15 protein-coding genes are annotated in these 17,541 nt (G+C 36.2%); 2 read left to right on the top strand and 13 right to left on the bottom strand.

Annotated elements, in window-relative coordinates; all coding sequences use genetic code 11:
* Positions 1–115: 115 nt before the first annotated feature.
* The 8 genes from ACQKNZ_RS10165 to ACQKNZ_RS10130 form a co-directional block, all read right to left on the bottom strand.
* On the bottom strand, positions 116–271 hold the full coding sequence (locus ACQKNZ_RS10165; RefSeq protein WP_154310667.1) for a hypothetical protein: 156 nt from the start codon (positions 269–271) through the stop codon (positions 116–118).
* Positions 271–1,182, bottom strand: a complete 912-nt coding sequence (locus ACQKNZ_RS10160) for a stage III sporulation protein AE (RefSeq protein WP_144536006.1) — start codon at positions 1,180–1,182, stop codon at positions 271–273. Before ACQKNZ_RS10160 ends, ACQKNZ_RS10165 begins: the two co-directional genes overlap by 1 nt.
* Positions 1,183–1,583: 401 nt before the next feature.
* Positions 1,584–1,793 carry a SpoIIIAC/SpoIIIAD family protein gene (locus ACQKNZ_RS10155; protein ID WP_144536004.1) on the bottom strand — a complete coding sequence of 70 codons (210 nt, stop codon included), beginning with the start codon at positions 1,791–1,793 and terminating at the stop codon, positions 1,584–1,586.
* 683 nt (positions 1,794–2,476) lie between these two features.
* Positions 2,477–3,034, bottom strand: a complete 558-nt coding sequence (efp, locus tag ACQKNZ_RS10150; RefSeq protein ID WP_144536002.1) for an elongation factor P — start codon at positions 3,032–3,034, stop codon at positions 2,477–2,479.
* 15 nt (positions 3,035–3,049) lie between these two features.
* Positions 3,050–4,114: a M24 family metallopeptidase gene (locus tag ACQKNZ_RS10145; protein ID WP_427659479.1), complete on the bottom strand. Its 1,065-nt coding sequence runs from the start codon at positions 4,112–4,114 to the stop codon at positions 3,050–3,052.
* Positions 4,115–4,184: 70 nt separating this feature from the next.
* Positions 4,185–4,604, bottom strand: a complete 420-nt coding sequence (locus ACQKNZ_RS10140) for a hypothetical protein (protein ID WP_144535998.1) — start codon at positions 4,602–4,604, stop codon at positions 4,185–4,187.
* Between the two features lie 169 nt (positions 4,605–4,773).
* Complete coding sequence (locus ACQKNZ_RS10135; RefSeq protein WP_427659476.1) at positions 4,774–7,341, bottom strand: vitamin B12-dependent ribonucleotide reductase; 2,568 nt, start codon at positions 7,339–7,341, stop codon at positions 4,774–4,776.
* A 159-nt stretch (positions 7,342–7,500) separates the two neighbouring features.
* On the bottom strand, positions 7,501–8,337 hold the full coding sequence (locus ACQKNZ_RS10130; RefSeq protein ID WP_427659474.1) for a lipoate--protein ligase family protein: 837 nt from the start codon (positions 8,335–8,337) through the stop codon (positions 7,501–7,503).
* A 102-nt stretch (positions 8,338–8,439) separates the two neighbouring features.
* On the opposite strand from ACQKNZ_RS10130, the gene ACQKNZ_RS10125 reads away from it, so the two are divergent.
* Positions 8,440–8,823, top strand: coding sequence for a rhodanese-like domain-containing protein (locus ACQKNZ_RS10125; RefSeq protein WP_144535993.1), 384 nt, complete (start codon positions 8,440–8,442; stop codon positions 8,821–8,823).
* A 195-nt stretch (positions 8,824–9,018) separates the two neighbouring features.
* Positions 9,019–10,155: an ATP-binding protein gene (locus ACQKNZ_RS10120; protein ID WP_427659472.1), complete on the top strand. Its 1,137-nt coding sequence runs from the start codon at positions 9,019–9,021 to the stop codon at positions 10,153–10,155.
* 257 nt (positions 10,156–10,412) lie between these two features.
* Here the strand turns inward: ACQKNZ_RS10120 and ACQKNZ_RS10115 are convergent, their stop codons facing one another.
* From ACQKNZ_RS10115 to gcvPA, 5 genes are all read right to left on the bottom strand, one after another.
* A complete protein-coding gene (locus tag ACQKNZ_RS10115) occupies positions 10,413–11,222 on the bottom strand; it encodes an alpha/beta fold hydrolase (protein WP_427659470.1) in 810 nt (269 codons plus the stop codon).
* Positions 11,177–13,129, bottom strand: a complete 1,953-nt coding sequence (locus tag ACQKNZ_RS10110; protein ID WP_427659468.1) for an ABC transporter permease subunit — start codon at positions 13,127–13,129, stop codon at positions 11,177–11,179. The genes ACQKNZ_RS10115 and ACQKNZ_RS10110 overlap by 46 nt, the downstream gene beginning before the upstream one ends.
* A gap of 131 nt (positions 13,130–13,260) precedes the next feature.
* Positions 13,261–13,920, bottom strand: coding sequence for a suppressor of fused domain protein (locus tag ACQKNZ_RS10105; RefSeq protein WP_427659466.1), 660 nt, complete (start codon positions 13,918–13,920; stop codon positions 13,261–13,263).
* 815 nt (positions 13,921–14,735) lie between these two features.
* Positions 14,736–16,196: an aminomethyl-transferring glycine dehydrogenase subunit GcvPB gene (gene gcvPB / locus ACQKNZ_RS10100; RefSeq protein WP_427659464.1), complete on the bottom strand. Its 1,461-nt coding sequence runs from the start codon at positions 16,194–16,196 to the stop codon at positions 14,736–14,738.
* Positions 16,189–17,535: an aminomethyl-transferring glycine dehydrogenase subunit GcvPA gene (gene gcvPA, locus ACQKNZ_RS10095; RefSeq protein ID WP_427660138.1), complete on the bottom strand. Its 1,347-nt coding sequence runs from the start codon at positions 17,533–17,535 to the stop codon at positions 16,189–16,191. The genes gcvPB and gcvPA overlap by 8 nt, the downstream gene beginning before the upstream one ends.
* Positions 17,536–17,541 lie beyond the last annotated feature (6 nt).

The raw sequence follows: 17,541 nt of genomic DNA, 5'->3' as shown, positions 1-17,541 counted from the left end.
GACTAATACTGCTAAACTTATAACTACAAAACGAAAAGTGGGTTTTTGTTTTAATGAAATAGTAGTTCACCCTTCTTTTCATATTGGATAACATACTTTATGCAACACAATCTATTTATATGAAGAAAAAGGAGATAATCCATACGATTATGGAAAGTTTTACGAAAAAGCCTGTTCTCTCCTTGTCCAATTGCTCGATTAAGATAGATAGAATTTCTCCAATTATGACAATCAGGAGAATTCCATATAGCAATGCTGAGAAATCTACCATTAACCCTTCACACCTATCAATAGTTTGGCAAAAAGCATGATTAAAATTATTGTAAAGAAAAACGCAAAGGCTATTAAAACGGAGATAATCGAAAGTACAAATAATGTTTTTCCAATATCATCTAATAGACCGCTAATCTGCCCATCAACAAAAGGTTCAAGAATTGCACTGAGAAAGCGATATAGAAACGCAATTAGAATTGTTTGTATCGTTGGAATAGATATTAAAACTAATATAGATACCAAAATAGAATTTCCTGTTATAGCAGAAGCTGTAGATGAGTAACTTTTCATTGTACTGATACTTTCGGTAAGCAAAGAACCAACAAAAGGAATATTGTTAGAGATCAATCTTTTTACTGTTTCATTTACAGCCCCGCTCACTGACCAAGTAATCACACCATTGACCGTTATAAATAGACTGTATAACAGAAGCATAATGGAAGTGGCTCCCACCAAAGTCATACGGATTAAATCTGACATTTTAGAAAAAGAAATGGCAGGTTGAATCCTAGTGATTAAATCAAAGAGAAAGGCTGCTAATAATGCAGGAATCATAATTTTATCTACCAAAATAGAAGTAAAGGTTGAGAACAGCAAAACGACCGGGTTCCATAGAGTGACTAGAAAGGCCCCTCCAGATAAAGCTATCCCTGCCGTTAATACTGGATAGACACCCAAAAACACGTGTACCAGCTCACCTGTTACTACTTGAACCATTTTTACTGTTCGAAAGGCAGGCTCCAAACAGTAAAAACAAATAATAAAAATAAACAATAATTTAAATAATCTTTTACTGCTGGGAATAAGCCATTCCAAACACATAAACGCAAAACCGAACAGGAGAATATAAACGAACGTTTGTATTACTTCTTTTGCTGGTTGCAAAATTGTTGCAATAATTTCATCCATTACTGCTCATTCCTTCAAGAGAGTAGTCCCATAACTGAAAAAAACTTTTCATAAAATTGTTTCATATGTTGGAGCCATACGATAAGTAAGATTGCCTTAGTCGTGAATGTAATCAGTGACGCCAAACTAGTGTACTCATAGTCCTCTAAGAGTTCTTCTACAATTTGCGAAATAAATAAGAGGATAACTGAGAACAATAATAGTTTTACTATCGGTAGAATCGCTTCTGGAACACTGGAGATATACTGATTAATAAAAGGGATAATGATTGAAGTAGTTAAATACGTTAAAAAGAGAAAAATATAAATGGTATAAATAAGGGAGTGAAGTTTGGGGTAGATTTCTTTAACTAACTGCAACAAGCAAAATGCTATTATAATAGTAATATAGACAATCATTTGCTAACTCGTCATAACAAGCCATTCTAAAAATGAGGAGATTTCATAAAAGAACAGCCTTAGTAAACGAAGCAATTCTATTGTCATGTAAATGTATCCTACAAAAAACAAAAAAAATGCAAACTCTTTTTTCCCTGTCGATTCAAAAAACAAGTGAAGAATTGCTATCAATAAGCCTATACCCGCAACTCGAAGTACATCGTGAAGTTCCACAATGCCTCCCCCTTCCCTATTACGTACTATATGTGGGACAGGTGGAGAATATGAACGAATAGTAAGGAAATACCTAGTCCGCCATATGTATCAAATTGAATAAATTCATAGTTTCTATTTATGTATAAAAATACGAACAATAAAAAGTAAACAATCATATATATATATACTTTGCAATGTATAAATATAATTGATTTTTACTTCAGGAATATATGTTCCGCAGCGTGAACGATAAGCCAGCATCGTGGCTTAACACAAATTCGCTGCCTGTCATTTCAATCAATAGTCTGAAAAATGATCGTTTTTTATAGAAATGCTATTTTAGAATTAATTAAATTCAATAAATTTAGCGATTATCTTGTACTAATTATGGATAAAACTATGAATTAAAAAGCTAGCTAATGTCATTGTAGGAATAGGCAGCTATAGATTGTAAACTAGTGTAAAAGGAAACAAAAGTGCTCTACTCGGAAGTTTTTAGCTAGCTGTATAATCCAACCCGTTCGCTTACCGTAAAGAATACTTACATCCGGTAAAGGGAATAATATATTGAGCTAATCCAACAAACGCTCTAAACTTTCCAATTAACTACAAGAGGCATTGCGTTAGAAAATAGAATATGTTTCTATTTCAATATAAAAAGGTACCAGGAGGTTTCCCTCTTGATACCTTTTTTCGTTATGTTATGCTCTTGAAACGTACGATCCTTCATCAGTATTAATGATAAGTTTATCACCCACATTAATAAATAGTGGCACTGTAACAACTAAACCTGTTTCTAATTTAGCAGTTTTTGATCCACCACCAGAAGTATCTCCTTTGATTCCTGGCTCAGTTTCTATAACTTCTAGTTCCACTGATTTTGGTAACTCTACACCAAGTGTTTCTCCTTGGTATTGTATTACTTGTAATTCCATATTTTCACGAAGGAATTTTAATTCATATTCGATTTGGTTTTCATTAAGCTCTAATTGCTCGTATGAATCCGTGTCCATGAAGATATGTTGATCTCCGCTTGCATAAAGGTATTGCATTTTTTTGTTATCGATTTGAGCTTTCTCCACTTTTTCTCCAGCACGGAAAGTTTTTTCATTCACAGAGCCGTTACGTAAGTTTCTCAGTTTTGAACGAACAAATGCAGCACCTTTTCCCGGCTTTACGTGTTGAAAGTCTAGAACACGGTAAAGAACGCCGTCTACTACGATTGTTAAACCTGTTTTAAAATCATTTACTGAAATCATTTAATTTCCTCCAAATTACGATAATATTAATAATTCTTTTGTAGAGTGTGTTAGCTTTTCTAGGCCATTCTCAGTCACGAGTGCATCGTCTTCTATACGAACTCCACCTATGTTCGGTAGATAAATCCCAGGTTCTATTGTAATAACCATGCCTGGTTCTAAAACAATGTCCGATCTGAATGATAATCCAGGTCCTTCATGAACTTCTAATCCGATACCATGACCAAGTGAATGGCCAAATGCTTCCCCGTATCCTTTTGAAGCGATATATTCTCGTGCGATCGCATCTGCTTCTTTTCCAGTCATTCCTGGTTTAACCTTTTCAAGAGCTAATAATTGAGCATCTAAAACTACTTGATAAATTTCTTTTAGTTTTTCACTCGGCTCTCCTACTGCAAGAGTACGGGTTGTATCAGAGATATAACCATTATAAAGAGCTCCGAAATCTAATGTAACAAAATCTCCAACTTCGATTACTTTGTCTGTTGCTACTCCATGTGGCAATGCAGAACGTGTCCCTGAAGCTACAATTGTATCAAAAGAAGAGGAAGTAGCGCCACGTTTACGCATAAAGAATTCCAGTTCATTCGAGACTTGTAGTTCCGTCATGCCAGGTTTTATGTAAGTCACAATATGCTCATATGCCTCATCAGCTATACGACAAGCTGCCTTTATTATACTAATCTCTTCGTCCGTCTTTATCAAGCGAATTTTTTCAACCACTCCCGACAAAGGTACAAGATCTGATGAAACAGCTTGCTTATATAATTCATAAACGCTGTAAGTCACATCATCTTTTTCAAAGCCTAGTGATTTAATACCCATTTCTGTTACTTGGTTAGAGACTTCCTCTAATAGAGTTTTAGTATGCTGAACAATACGAAAATCCTTCACTTGACTAGCAGCCTGTTCGGTATAACGGAAATCTGTGATAAACACTGCATCATCTTTAGATACAATTGCGACACCTGCCGTACCAGTAAAGTCGGTAAGATATCGTAGATTGTACCCGTTTGTGATTAATAATGCATCCACGCCTCTTTCTTCTAATGCTAAACGCAGCTTTTCTAATTTCATCATTAGCCCTCTTCTCATTATCAAAATAAACTCTATTGTCTATTTTATCATAGGAAAGGGAGTGGGTAAATTTTCATTTTCCAATCGGCTGATCCTTGGAATGGAATATGGCTGACTCCATTAGAAATCGCACACCTATAACGACGATGCAAATAAAGGGAATGGATGTTTTTTTTATCGTTTTAATCATTGTAGCATCACTAATCAGCCACTCTACGATAAATGCTAGTATAATCCCAAAAATGATACTTGAAATAGCAACTGGAACTTTCGCTGTCAAAATACTTATATAATAAATCACTAAACTTATTGCCCAAATAACTAGAAACAAAACTAACCAGCGAAGATAAACATTTGTATCATCGAACATCTCGAAGGATTTTGAATAACCTACTGGATTCCATTTAACAAAGTGAAATAAATGTAAAAATTTAAGCAATGCAGTAACTACAACAGCAGCTGCTAAGCTCGTAAAAAAAGATAAACTTTTCATGCACAACATCCTCCTTTTTAATCAGTTTGTGCCTTTCCTAGTTTTACTAAACAAAATAAGAAAAACATTTCCTATAGAAGATTCATAAAAAAATAAGTCTTTAAAGCAGTAGTTTTACATGTAAAAAAAGAGCATATGCAGAATCTGCATATGCTCTCTTCTATAATATTTACAGTCCACATTTTAGCTGTGCATTGCAATTTGTACAAGTGTTACATCCACCCATTTCCTCTACCGTACCTTTACGACAGACTGGACAAGTGTTTCCAACTTCAGATCCTATTGTTACGTTTGTAGAACGTAAATCCTGAATCGTATCGATCAAGACAATCGGACGTTTTTCCATTACTTTTTCTTCTTTTACTGCATCATCATCTACTGTGTTTTCTTCTGCTTTTAGCGTTAATACCTGTGAATCACGACTTCCATCTACGTAAACTGTTCCACCTTTTGCTCCACCGCTATACAATCGCTCATAAACTGCCTCTACTTGTTCTACAGTATAGCCCCGAGGTGCATTTACTGTTTTCGAGATAGAGCTATCAATCCAACGTTGGATGATACATTGCACATCTGCATGAGCTTCTGGTGGTAATTCCATGGCAGTAACAAACCAGTTTGGCAATTCATCTTCTTTTACAGTTGGATTTGCATCTAAATATTCCTGTACGATATCCGCTTTTACTTCGATAAACTTACCTAAACGGCCACTTCTGTAATACGTGAATGAATAATAAGGCTCTAATCCTGTAGATACTCCAACCATTGTTCCAGTAGAGCCAGTAGGAGCAACCGTTAATAAATGAGAATTACGAATTCCCTTTTCAAGCACTGCTTCACGAATATCTTGGGGCATAGTTTGCATAAATCCAGTTTCCGTAAATGCCTTACGAAGTCTGTTCGTTTCTTCTACCGTCTCTCCAGTCAAGAATGGGAAGCTTCCTCTTTCGCTTGCAAGCTCCGCAGATGTTTCATAAGCAGCTACAGCAATTGTCTTAAAGATTTCGTCCACAAGGAGATTACCTTCCTCCGAACCATACTCTTTTTGGCAATAGATTAAAAGGTCTGCTAATCCCATAACTCCAAGACCCACACGTCTTTCTCCTAGAGCTTGAATTTTGTTCTCTTCTAAGAAATATGGAGTAGCATCGATGACGTTATCTTGCATACGAACACCAACACGAACAGTTTCTTTTAATGCTTCAAAATTTACTGTTTTAGTATCTTTGTTAGCAAATTGCGCTAGGTTTACTGCTGCTAGGTTACAAACTGAGTATGGTGCAAGTGGTTGTTCTCCACATGGGTTTGTAGCGACAACTTTTTGTCCATATGCAGTTGCATTCGTTTTTTCGTTAGCATTATCGATAAAGAACACACCTGGCTCTGCAGAATAAGTTGCACAGATATTGATCAGGTTCCATAATTCTTTTGCTTTCACTGTACGGTATGTACGAACCTTGTAGCCCATACGCTCCCACTCGCGAACGTCACCAATTTTATGCCAGTTTTCATTATAGAAGGTCATTTCTTCTTCTGTATAGGATTCTGTTGCTGGGAATCGAAGGTCGAAGTTCCCGTCCTCTTCCACAGCCTTCATGAAATCATCTGTAAGAGTTACAGAAATGTTTGCTCCAGTTAAAAACTCAGGGTTATGAACTGAGAAAGTACCTCCGTCACGCAGTTTTGTTTCTGCATCGCGGATAATCTCATCGCTGAAGCCTCCTAAGCCTGGAATGTTTTTATAGTTAACAATTCCCTGGTACATAGCTTCTTCTTGTGCAGTAAGAGGCTTAAATTTAAGCTTGTCCTTTGCAAGTTGTTTAATGGTTTCATCCTTAGTGTTCTCGATTAAAAAGCGAAGAATACGTGGATTTTGCATTTTAGAAATGATAAATTCCGCAATATCTGGATGCCAATCCGCAAGCATAATCATTTGTGCTCCGCGTCTTGAACCACCTTGTTCTACTAGGTGAGTAAGTTTAGCAATATCATCTAACCAAGATACAGACCCTGATGATTTACCGTTTACACCACGAGCCAATGTATTACGTGGACGAAGAGTAGAACCATTTGTACCTACTCCTCCACCGCGACTCATGATTTCCATTACTTGTTTACGGTGATCACTGATTCCTTCACGTGAGTCAGCAACAAAAGGCATAACATAGCAATTGAAGTAAGTTACATCTGTTCCTGTACCCGCTCCATATAATACTCGTCCAGCAGGTATAAATTTAAGGGAAACTAATTGTTGATAGAACTTTTCAAACCATTCAACTCTCTTTTCTTCCGTTTCTTCTACAGAAGCAAGTCCAGTTGCATTACGCTTAGCAATTTGTTCATAATAAACCTCTAACGGTTTTTCAATTACACTCAAAGGACGGCGAACGATGCCTGATTTTATCTTAGAGCTATCATCTATTGCACTGCGATAGTCTTCTTCGATTAATACTTCCGCCGTTTTATCTTCATCGTTAATAGAGACAATATAACCGAGACCTCTAGCAGGAAACTTAGGGTCTTCCTTTACTGTTAAAACGACAAAATCTCCTACTTTTAGCGTTTTCTTTTCAGTATCCTTGAATGAATATCTGTCAATCATTACCAATCGAGATACACCTTTGTGTGTTAGATTCATATCTTCTGTTATTGGATGGACTTGAGGAAATAATTCGATATCTCGATTTAATTCTTTTACATTTAATTTCATATTAGTTTCATTAGTAGTAGTTACCAATTGTTTTTCCTCCTTTCTACAACTCGTATTGACACAAGATGTAGTAGCTTTATATATCATACGGTACTACATATAGAGGTGTAAAGTGATTTAATTTGGCAAATTAAATTTTAAGCATTAATTCCTATTCCTCATTTTGACCATATGCCTTTAAGACTTTTATTTTTTAAAATTCCATTCGTCATTTGCATAACGCCGTTTTTCCAACGTTTTCACATATTCAATTTGTTTCTCATTTAAGCTAAATGGCACCAATTCAACATTTAAAGCTTCTGAAAATCCATCCCTAAAAGCAACCTTGCATATGTCTATAGGTATCGGTTTTTGTAATAATTTGTTTATAGCGACAGCTTTTTGATTTATACTTTTTTTCACCTTTTCACGTGCTTCATCCGTAGAAAATTTAAAAGTTTGAACTAGTTTCTCATCGTCTAAATCTAAAAGTATCGCTCCATGCTGTAATATAACACCTTTTTGTCTAGTTTGAGCACTACCTGCAACCTTTTTACCTTCCACCACTAGCTCATACCAACTAGGTGTGTCAAAGCAAACGGCAGTTTTAGGATTCTTTAGAGCTTGTAGCTTATCAGGAGTGTTAGGAATAGAAAAGTAAGCTTCTAATCCAAGACTCTGAAATCCTTTCAACAGTCCCTCACTGATTACTCGATATGCCTCCGTGACTGTTGCTGGCATATCTGGATAGTCTTCCGAAACAATGACGCTATATGTAAGTTCATGCTCATGAAGAACTCCTCGCCCACCTGTTGGTCTTCGAACAAATCCTAAACCAAGCCTGCGAACTGCTTCCATATCTATCTCTTTTTCTACCGATTGAAAATAACCAATTGATAGAGTTGCAGGATTCCATTCGTAAAATCGAATCACAGGTGGAATCAAACCTTCACTATGCCAGTCTAGAAGTGCTTCGTCAAGCGCCATATTATAAGATGGGGCGCACGGACCTGAATCAATAAAGTACCATTTTGTTTTTTCCAAACTTCTCCCCCCTAACAACGCTATTCATTTTACCAAAATGATTGAATTGTATCTAGCAAATCTTTTATAATAGATATTGGAAGTATAGAAAGGGGAAAGACCGTGTTAGAGACTCTTTATATTATCATAGCAATATTGGTCGTATTATTAGTTTATGCTGGAATTTCAGCATACCGACTAAAGAAAACAGTTACAAACCTTACGCAGGAACAATTCATCGAGGGTTATCGAAAAGCTCAGTTAATCGATGTGCGTGAACCAAAGGAATTTGATGGAGGTCATATTCTTGGTGCAAGAAATATACCATCATCTCAATTGCGTCAACGTCACAAAGAAATTCGACCAGATAAGCCAGTATATCTTTATTGCGGAAATGGCGCAAGAAGTGGACGCGCAGCCATGTTCTTAAAGAAAAAAGGCTACACGCAGCTTAACCAATTACAAGGTGGTTTTAAAAGCTGGACTGGAAAGATAAAATCCAAATAATATAACATAAGGTTCTTCTTACCAAGAGGAACCTTTTTTGTTTAGAGCTTTTACATAGGGGGATTGGCTAATGAAGGTATTATTTTCTAACGAAGAACAATTTAGAGAGTTACACCCAAACTATGAGGATTTTGCTATTTTACACGGAGAGTCATTAAGCTCTTAAATGAAAATTATGAGGGCAATTGGCAATTAGTGGATATAGGAGATCATATAATTCAATTAGATAACAGTCTAATCGAAATGATGGAAAATGAACTGATTCAATACAAAATTTTAGGAAATATTTATGAAGCAAAGCCATTAAGTAAAATTGCCAATAAATCTTCACTTTCGATGGAGAGCAAGCTAGAGATTGTCAGTACCTTTGAAAATACGGTTATTTTATTTCCTGAATATCAAGTGGCTGTAACGATGGCCTTTAATTTTTCGGGAGGGAATGCTTGGCCTGAATATTTTTTCTTTTCCACTTCCCCTGAAGGTGCCCTTTACTTTTTAGAAGAAATAAACGAAAAGCTACGTGAACTTCTCATGCAATCTGTCACCTATTTGGTAGACACGGAACACGGGGTACAACGAAGAAAATATGGGGAGCAAGCTGCCGTTCAAAGAGAGGAAGTTTTACTCGAGAACCATATTAAACAAGATATTTTTCGTTCTATCGATGAATTTTTTAATGAGGACGGTCATTTTTTCAAGGAATACGGTCTTCCATACAAAAGGGGTATCTTACTTTATGGTTCCCCCGGCAATGGAAAAACAACATTAGTTAAATCTATAACAGGATCTACAAAGGCTCCGGTGGTGTATTGGCAAATCACTGAATTCACAGGAAGCCATTCAATCCAAGAGGTTTTTGGGATAGTTACAAGATTAGCACCAGCTATTCTTGTAATAGAGGATATTGACTCGATGCCTGAGTATACACGCTCCGTCTTTTTAAACACGCTAGACGGAACACAATCTCGCGAAGGGCTATTTATCATTGGAACCACTAACTACCCTCAAAAGATTGATCCTGCACTTATTAACCGAGCTGGAAGATTTGATCGTGCCTATGAAATTCCTTCACCACCGCAAAAGGTAAGAGAAAATTACTTACGTAAGGTAGATAAAAAGAAGATTTTTACTGAAGAAGTATTGACAGATATAGCTAAACGTTCAAAGGGCTTATCTGTTTCCCAATTAAACGAATTGTACATGTCCATTGCATTGAATTGGCATTACGATGGGGAGCTTGGATACGAAAAACGTATTAACGAATTAATTCAACAAAACAAACGTACTCTTAAAAATGACTGGGAAGAGGACGATCATTCTATCGGCTTCTAATTTCTGCATAAACACTCCTGGATTTTAGTAGGAGTGTTTACTTTATTTATATAACTTTATATACATAATAAATGTATGAATATTATATTTCGACTTGAAAAAATATTGAGTTTCTTCTATATAGAATGATATATAGTTTATGAGAGAGACATCATACTTAAAATCGTCCTATTATATGCGCAGAATGGAGATATTACCTCCCGCTCCATCTCTAGTAATTAAACGAGAGACTATCTAATCGATAGACGAATATTACTTCAGTTTATCTCTGGAGTACTCCCACTTCTCTTTATTTCCTCCGTGTTTGTAAGTACATTCCCTCCCTTCAACCAATTTTCTAATATATCATTGAAAAATTCTGGAGCTGCTAATGGAATTCCATGGCCTATACCACTAATAGTAATCGCATTTGCACAATCATGTTTGTTTAATAGGTCTCCCGCCGAATTTTTCATCACTTTTTTTTCTTTATCTCCAACAGTTATTAATAGTCTAGTTTTTACATTAGAATATTCGAATGGAATATGAAAGGACATATTCTCCTCAAGAACTCTTGTAAGGGTGTTTAAAGACATTTGGTTGCTCTCTGTGAAGTATTGTTCAAATCTATCTTCTCCTATATACAAAGTCTTTGCTTGGAGCTTAGAAAAGGTTCTACTCTTTATGAACGGATAAGTTAACTTTAACGAAGGTTTAACCATTTGCTTTCCAAGCGGTATCTTTCTTACGAGTGCACTATTAATCATTGCACAGTTTATTAAACTTTTGTTAATACATAGCATTTGAATAGCTATTTGTGCTCCTAACGAAAAACCAACAACAATTTTCTTCTTATCTTCATGCTGTTCCTGAAGTAAATGTATGAGTTGAAAAGCGCAATCCTCTATAGAGACAAATTCGCTCTCATTATTTTGGCCATGACCAGGGAGATCTGGTACAATACAATGATAGTTTTCTTTAAAGTACTGAACCTGCTTATCCCACATCCACCCCGCTACTCCTCCACCATGTAGAAATAGGATTATTTCGTCGTTTTCTTGGCCAAATTCCTTGTAATATAGGACCATTTTATTTCCCGCCTTTTCTTTTGTCCTCCAGACTGTAATTGTTTATCTGAGATGCCATCTGCTATCTTCTGAAAACAAAAAATAAGTAACATAAATATAGCTAACGGAGGTATTATGAGCCACAATTGTTTTGTTAGAAATACTTCCTTCGATATGGAAATCATTCCTGACAATTCGTAAATTTCTCGTGATAGTCTAGGGCTATCAAGAAAGTTAATTGCTCCACCAACAAAAATGGATAAAACACCTAAATGTACGAGTGTTTGAAGTACTTGCACTATGTGCTGGGCCCAATATAACCAAAGTTTCCTACCTATTTGTGGATTAATATGCTTTAGTACAATCCATATTAAAGACCCTCCCATTACAGCAGAGTTTTGTACATATTCTTTTTTAATCGCCTCATTCATTTCGTTGCCAATAAGACTAGTAGTAATCGGAAGCACTAGCACAGACATGATAAAAACTTGGATAAACAATCTTTCCCACAGTGTAGTTTGCCATTCACCAGAATAGGCGATTAAAATCGGTAGAAGCAAAATATACATTAATAATGTTAAAGGTAAAAAGTGCATCCCGTCAGCTATACTATTAATGGCTTTTCTCCATTTAGCTTTTAAATAGAAAGCATAAACAAAACCAAAAACATATCCTCCAAACACTCTAACAGTAGCGACTATAAGAGTTAACACAATAGTATATTTTGTTCCAACAAGTAGTTGTTGGAAAATGGAATATCCATGTGAATCCGTGCCTAAAAGAACACTACTAGATGGAGGCAGTGGCGACCTCCCGATTAGAGATCCGTTCTCGTCATATAAAAAATTTATCTGTTCCACATGGTCATCATAGAAAAAATAATATGCTACACTTACACTTAGCAGACAAAAAACAATCATTAATGGAATTGTTATATTCATATACTGAGTGAGGTGAGCGAATATGCTCACCCTTTTTTTAGTTTTATAACGAAAAAGATTCTTCCACTGGAGGGAATCCATGAATGAAACTCGCAACCCTTCGAAAAGAACACTTTTTTCTCGCTGACCCTTCTTAACCGTATTTTCTCCAATCGTATAAAAAAGAAAAAATGGTATAAATATAGATAGAAGTATGTACGCAATGCCCTTTGGAGTGAAATCATTTCTTAAATAATGCAGAATTCCCGGAATCCCAAAAAGATACTCTATGATAAATAAGGAAGACAGAGTAAGCCAGACAATTGACTTTGATTGAAAAAAGACACTTTGTAAGACGTTAGAGGTACAATGCCTAAGCAGAACCTCTAGCTTGGATAGACCCTTCGATCTAGCAAGCTCTACATATGGCTCTCCCATCTCTTGATTAAATAAAAGGACAAATAATTTATAAAAAAGAAGGGTCGGAATTACTGAAAGACAAATAACTGGCGCAGCATAAATAATTTCTCCTCCTAAGCTATAAAAGGAAAGAATGCGATAACCAGACATTTTATATATCTCGACTACTGCTATTTGGATAAGAAATATGTATGCGAAATCGGGTACAGCAGTAAGTAAGTTTGCTAATTTTAATAAGACTTTTTGAATTGGCCCTTTTGAAATAGTTGTGAGAATAGCCAAAATAAAGGAAACAAACAAGGAAAAAACCAACGAGGCAATCAAAATAGTCATAGAATACAAATATGGCCCTTTAAAATAATTACCTAAGCTTATAGGAATAGATTCACCTGTTTCAATAACAAAATAACTAAGAGACCATTGAGAAGGTAAAACTAAACTTTTGATCACCTCTAGCACTGTATGAAAATATAAAGAAAAATCGAATATGCTACCTATTTGAAACAAAACAACAGGGACACTACTAATTAAAACAATGCCCAAAACTCCTAAAAGAAACTTTCCTAATAAATTGAAACATTTACGCATATTTTCCCCCCTAGAAAAGTCTCTTTTAATGTTCTAAAGGGTTATACGTAATTTTTAGCTAAAAGTTTCAAAAATGTTAAAATTTAGATTTTATGCGGATGTTTTTACATTGTTAGTAAGATACATAGCTATTATATATATGACTTGTTCCTATTCATATCTGTAACTAAATTAGGATTTTCTTTCTTCATTTTTTCGACTAAAATTTCTGCATTTGTTGGATCCTTTATTAACATATCTAATTCTCTTTGCGTGATTCCTACCAACTGTATAAAATCTATTCTTCCATGAATGCTATCTATACCTAGAATCTCTGTGTCTTCCACAATAAGCAGAGCTGTAATTGAAGATTCTACTCCAATATGCAGAGAACCTCCATTACCTGCTACATACTGTAAAGGTTCAAACGGTCTTTTCTGTGTATTGGTATACCTAGCGAGATTAGAAAGCATAGATATTGCCCATAAACAATCTTCTGTCTCTTCCTCCGACAGCTTAATAGTCATTTCATAACCCCAACCACTCCATTCACCACCAACTGCTTGTTCGTCCACGTATAACTCGGTCATTCCATAAGTCACAATATGCTTATATCCATTAGGAGATTGATAAATACTATACCCGTCAATATATTCATCTCCGCCAAACATAGCCCTAGAATGTAGATTAGTTCCAAAATGAGCTGGCTCCTGATTTGGATAAAGCTGATCAAAGACTACATCTATTGCATCCCAACCCGGTGACCAATCCTCTTTTTTTGCTGCTCGCTTTTTATATTCTTCTAAATTCATAGTACATCCATCCTCTCATCTGTAATTATATTAAAAGCTATCTGTATAAAATAAATGCTTCACTCCCTAAATGGGTGAATAAGTTATCAATTCTACGAGAAATGGGAACATTAAGTTTCAGATTTGGCAGATTTCAATATGGAAATTGCGTGGAAAAGTGATTTATGACCGAATAGATTTTTTTATGACCGTTCAGAGAGGTTTTATGACCGGATAGAATTTTTTATAACCGTTCACGACGGTTTTATGACCGGATAGAAAAATTTATGACCGTTCAACAAACTAAAACCACTTGGAGAAATAAAAAGAACGTATCAATAAGACCAATACGTTGTGACCTTGCTTCTTCTCGATTATGAAACAACACACATCAATAATATGAATTTTAAAAAAAATGATAGAATTGTTACAATAGATTTTTTGTACTTTAATAGTAATCATCAATAATATAGGTGGTGTCTTTTTGGAAAAAGAAGTGAAAAAGAGCCTTATTAAAATTTATCCGTTACTGTCGTAGGTGTAATTCTAATATTAATGGTTCCTATTCTTTTTAATTTTTTTTCTATTAACTGTTTTCACATTATTATCTTCTACACAATTTGGCTCGTCCTTTTAAGAAGGAATGGGGAACGTTATTCCCCCCCTTCTTCGACTTTTTCTATTATGCCCTTAACTTCAGATATGCAATAAGGTAACCTTATTATTTTCATGCATCTCATCTCCACATATAATTACTAAATTACAACTATTCGTATAGTCATTTTAAGCAATACTCCTATAAAAAAAGTGCGACCCCTTAGGATCGCACTTGATAATTATGATTTTGTGTATCTTAAAACAGGTTTACGAGCTGCCTTTGTTTCGTCTAAACGATTGATTACCGTCGTATGTGGTGCATTTTGAACGATTTCTGGATTTTCTTCCACTTCTTTAGCTATTTGAATCATAGCGTCGCAAAATGCATCTAATGTTTCTTTCGATTCAGTTTCAGTTGGCTCGATCATCATGCCTTCCTCTACATTCAATGGGAAGTAGATTGTTGGTGGATGATATCCGAAGTCAAGCAGACGCTTAGCCATATCTAATGTACGAACTCCTAATTTCTTCTGGCGACGGCCACTTAAGACGAATTCATGCTTACAATGGCGGTTATAAGGAAGGTCGTAATAAGCTTCCAAACGTCTCATCATATAGTTAGCATTTAATACTGCATATTCTGTTACTGCTTTTAGACCATCTGGACCCATAGAACGAATATAAGTGTATGCACGAACATTGATACCGAAGTTACCATAGAACGGCTTAACACGGCCAATTGTTTGTGGACGATTGTAGTCAAATGTGTATTTGTTGTCCTCTTTAACTAGAACTGGGCTTGGAAGGAAAGGAATTAAATCTGCTTTCACTCCTACTGGTCCAGAACCTGGACCACCACCGCCATGAGGACCTGTAAATGTTTTGTGCAAGTTTAAATGAACGCAGTCAAAGCCCATGTCTCCTGGACGTGCTTTAGACATAACAGCATTTAAGTTTGCACCATCATAGTAAAGCTTACCGCCTACACCATGGATAATTTCAGCTAGCTCTAAAATGTGTTCCTCAAATAATCCTAGTGTATTAGGGTTAGTAAGCATTAGGGCAGCAGTATCTGGACCTACGACACGACGAAGATCCTCTAAATCTACTAAACCATCTTCATTTGACTTAACTGTGATTGTCTCAAATCCTGCTACAGTAGCAGAAGCTGGATTTGTACCATGTGCAGAGTCAGGCACAATTACTTTTGTCCGCTGTGTATCACCATTTGATTCGTGGAATGCACGAATCATCATAAGAGCGGTCCATTCACCGTGAGCTCCTGCAGCAGGTTGTAGTGTAACTTCATCCATACCTGTGATTTCTACTAGAGATTGCTGGAGATCATACAACATTTCCATTGCACCTTGCACTGTTGATTCATCTTGAAGTGGGTGTATGTTCGCAAATCCTGGGAAGCGTGCAACAGATTCATTGATTTTTGGATTGTATTTCATCGTGCATGAACCAAGTGGATAAAAGCCTGTATCCACTCCATGGTTACGGTTAGATAACGCTGTATAGTGACGCATAAGGTCAAGTTCTGATACTTCTGGAAGCTGTGCCTCTTCTTCACGCATCATCCCTGCAGGTAATATTTCGGATAAATCTACTTCTGGGACATCTAATTCAGGAAGACTATATCCTACTCTACCCTCTTTTGTTATTTCAAAAATTAGTGGTTGATTGTCCTTATGCATAAAGAGCCCCCATTTCTTGAACGAGTGTATCTATTTCTTCTTTTGTGCGTTGCTCAGTTACTGCGATCAACACATGATTTTTTAGATCAGAATAAATGCGGCCAAGATCAAACCCACCAATCATTCCTTTTTCAAGAAGCTTACTATTCGCATCAGCTATTGAGCCATTAACTTTAACTACGATTTCGTTAAAATGTGCCCCTTGGAAAGGAACCTCAAAACCAGCTTTTTCAAATGCTAGCTTCGCATAATGAGTCTTAGTAATATTTTGAATAGCCATTTCTTTTACACCTTTTTTACCAAGGGCAGTCATTGCTACAGATGCGGCAAGAGCATTAAGGGCTTGGTTAGAACAGATATTGGAAGTAGCTTTATCACGACGAATATGTTGTTCGCGAGCTTGTAGCGTTAATACAAATCCACGACGACCCTCCTCATCAGTTGTTTCTCCAACAAGACGGCCTGGTACCTTACGCATTAATTTAGAAGTTACTGCGAAGAAGCCACAGTGCGGTCCACCAAATGCTTCAGCAATGCCAAAAGGTTGCGCATCTCCAACTGTAATATCTGCTCCAAATTTACCTGGAGGTGTCAAGGCACCCAAAGCAAGAGGATTAGCAGAAACAACAAACAATGCGTTTTTTGCATGTGTTATTTGTTCAACTTTCGTTAGATCTTCAATTTGACCGAAGAAGTTCGGATATTGAACCATAACCGCCGCAGTATCCTCATCGACAGTTTCTTCTAGCTTAGCTAGGTCCGTTACTCCATTTTTCATCGGTACAGTTACCACATCCACATTTTGACCCTTTGCATAGACTTTAACTACATCAATGTATTCAGGATGGATTGCCTCAGAAACAACTAATTTCTTGCGTTTTGTGTGTCCTGCCGCAAGGTTACCTGCTTCAGCTAAAGCTGTACCACCGTCATACATTGACGAGTTTGCAAGGTCCATTCCAGTCAATTCGCAAATCATTGTTTGAAACTCAAAAATAGCTTGGAGCTCACCTTGAGATATCTCTGGTTGGTATGGTGTATAAGCTGTATAAAATTCAGAACGTGAAATAACATGATCCACAACGATTGGCTTGAAATGATCATATACTCCGGCACCTAAGAAAGAAGCGTACTGTTTACTATCTGCATTTTTAGCAGCTAGCTGGCTTAATTCTTTTAAAAGAGCAGATTCTGCCTTTGCAGGTTTAATATTATACTCACCTTTAAAACGAACCTTCTCTGGGATATCAGCAAACAATTCATCAATAGAAGAAATGCCGATTACTTCTAACATTTCCTTTTGATCTTGTTCAGTCATTGGTAAATAACGATGCTTCATCAATGG

Origin of the sequence: Psychrobacillus sp. NPDC093200, assembly GCF_050280345.1 — a bacterium.
GTDB lineage: Bacteria > Bacillota > Bacilli > Bacillales_A > Planococcaceae > Psychrobacillus > Psychrobacillus faecigallinarum.
The sequence above is the reverse complement of the archived record's forward strand: the minus strand, read 5'-3'. Positions and strand labels throughout refer to the sequence as shown.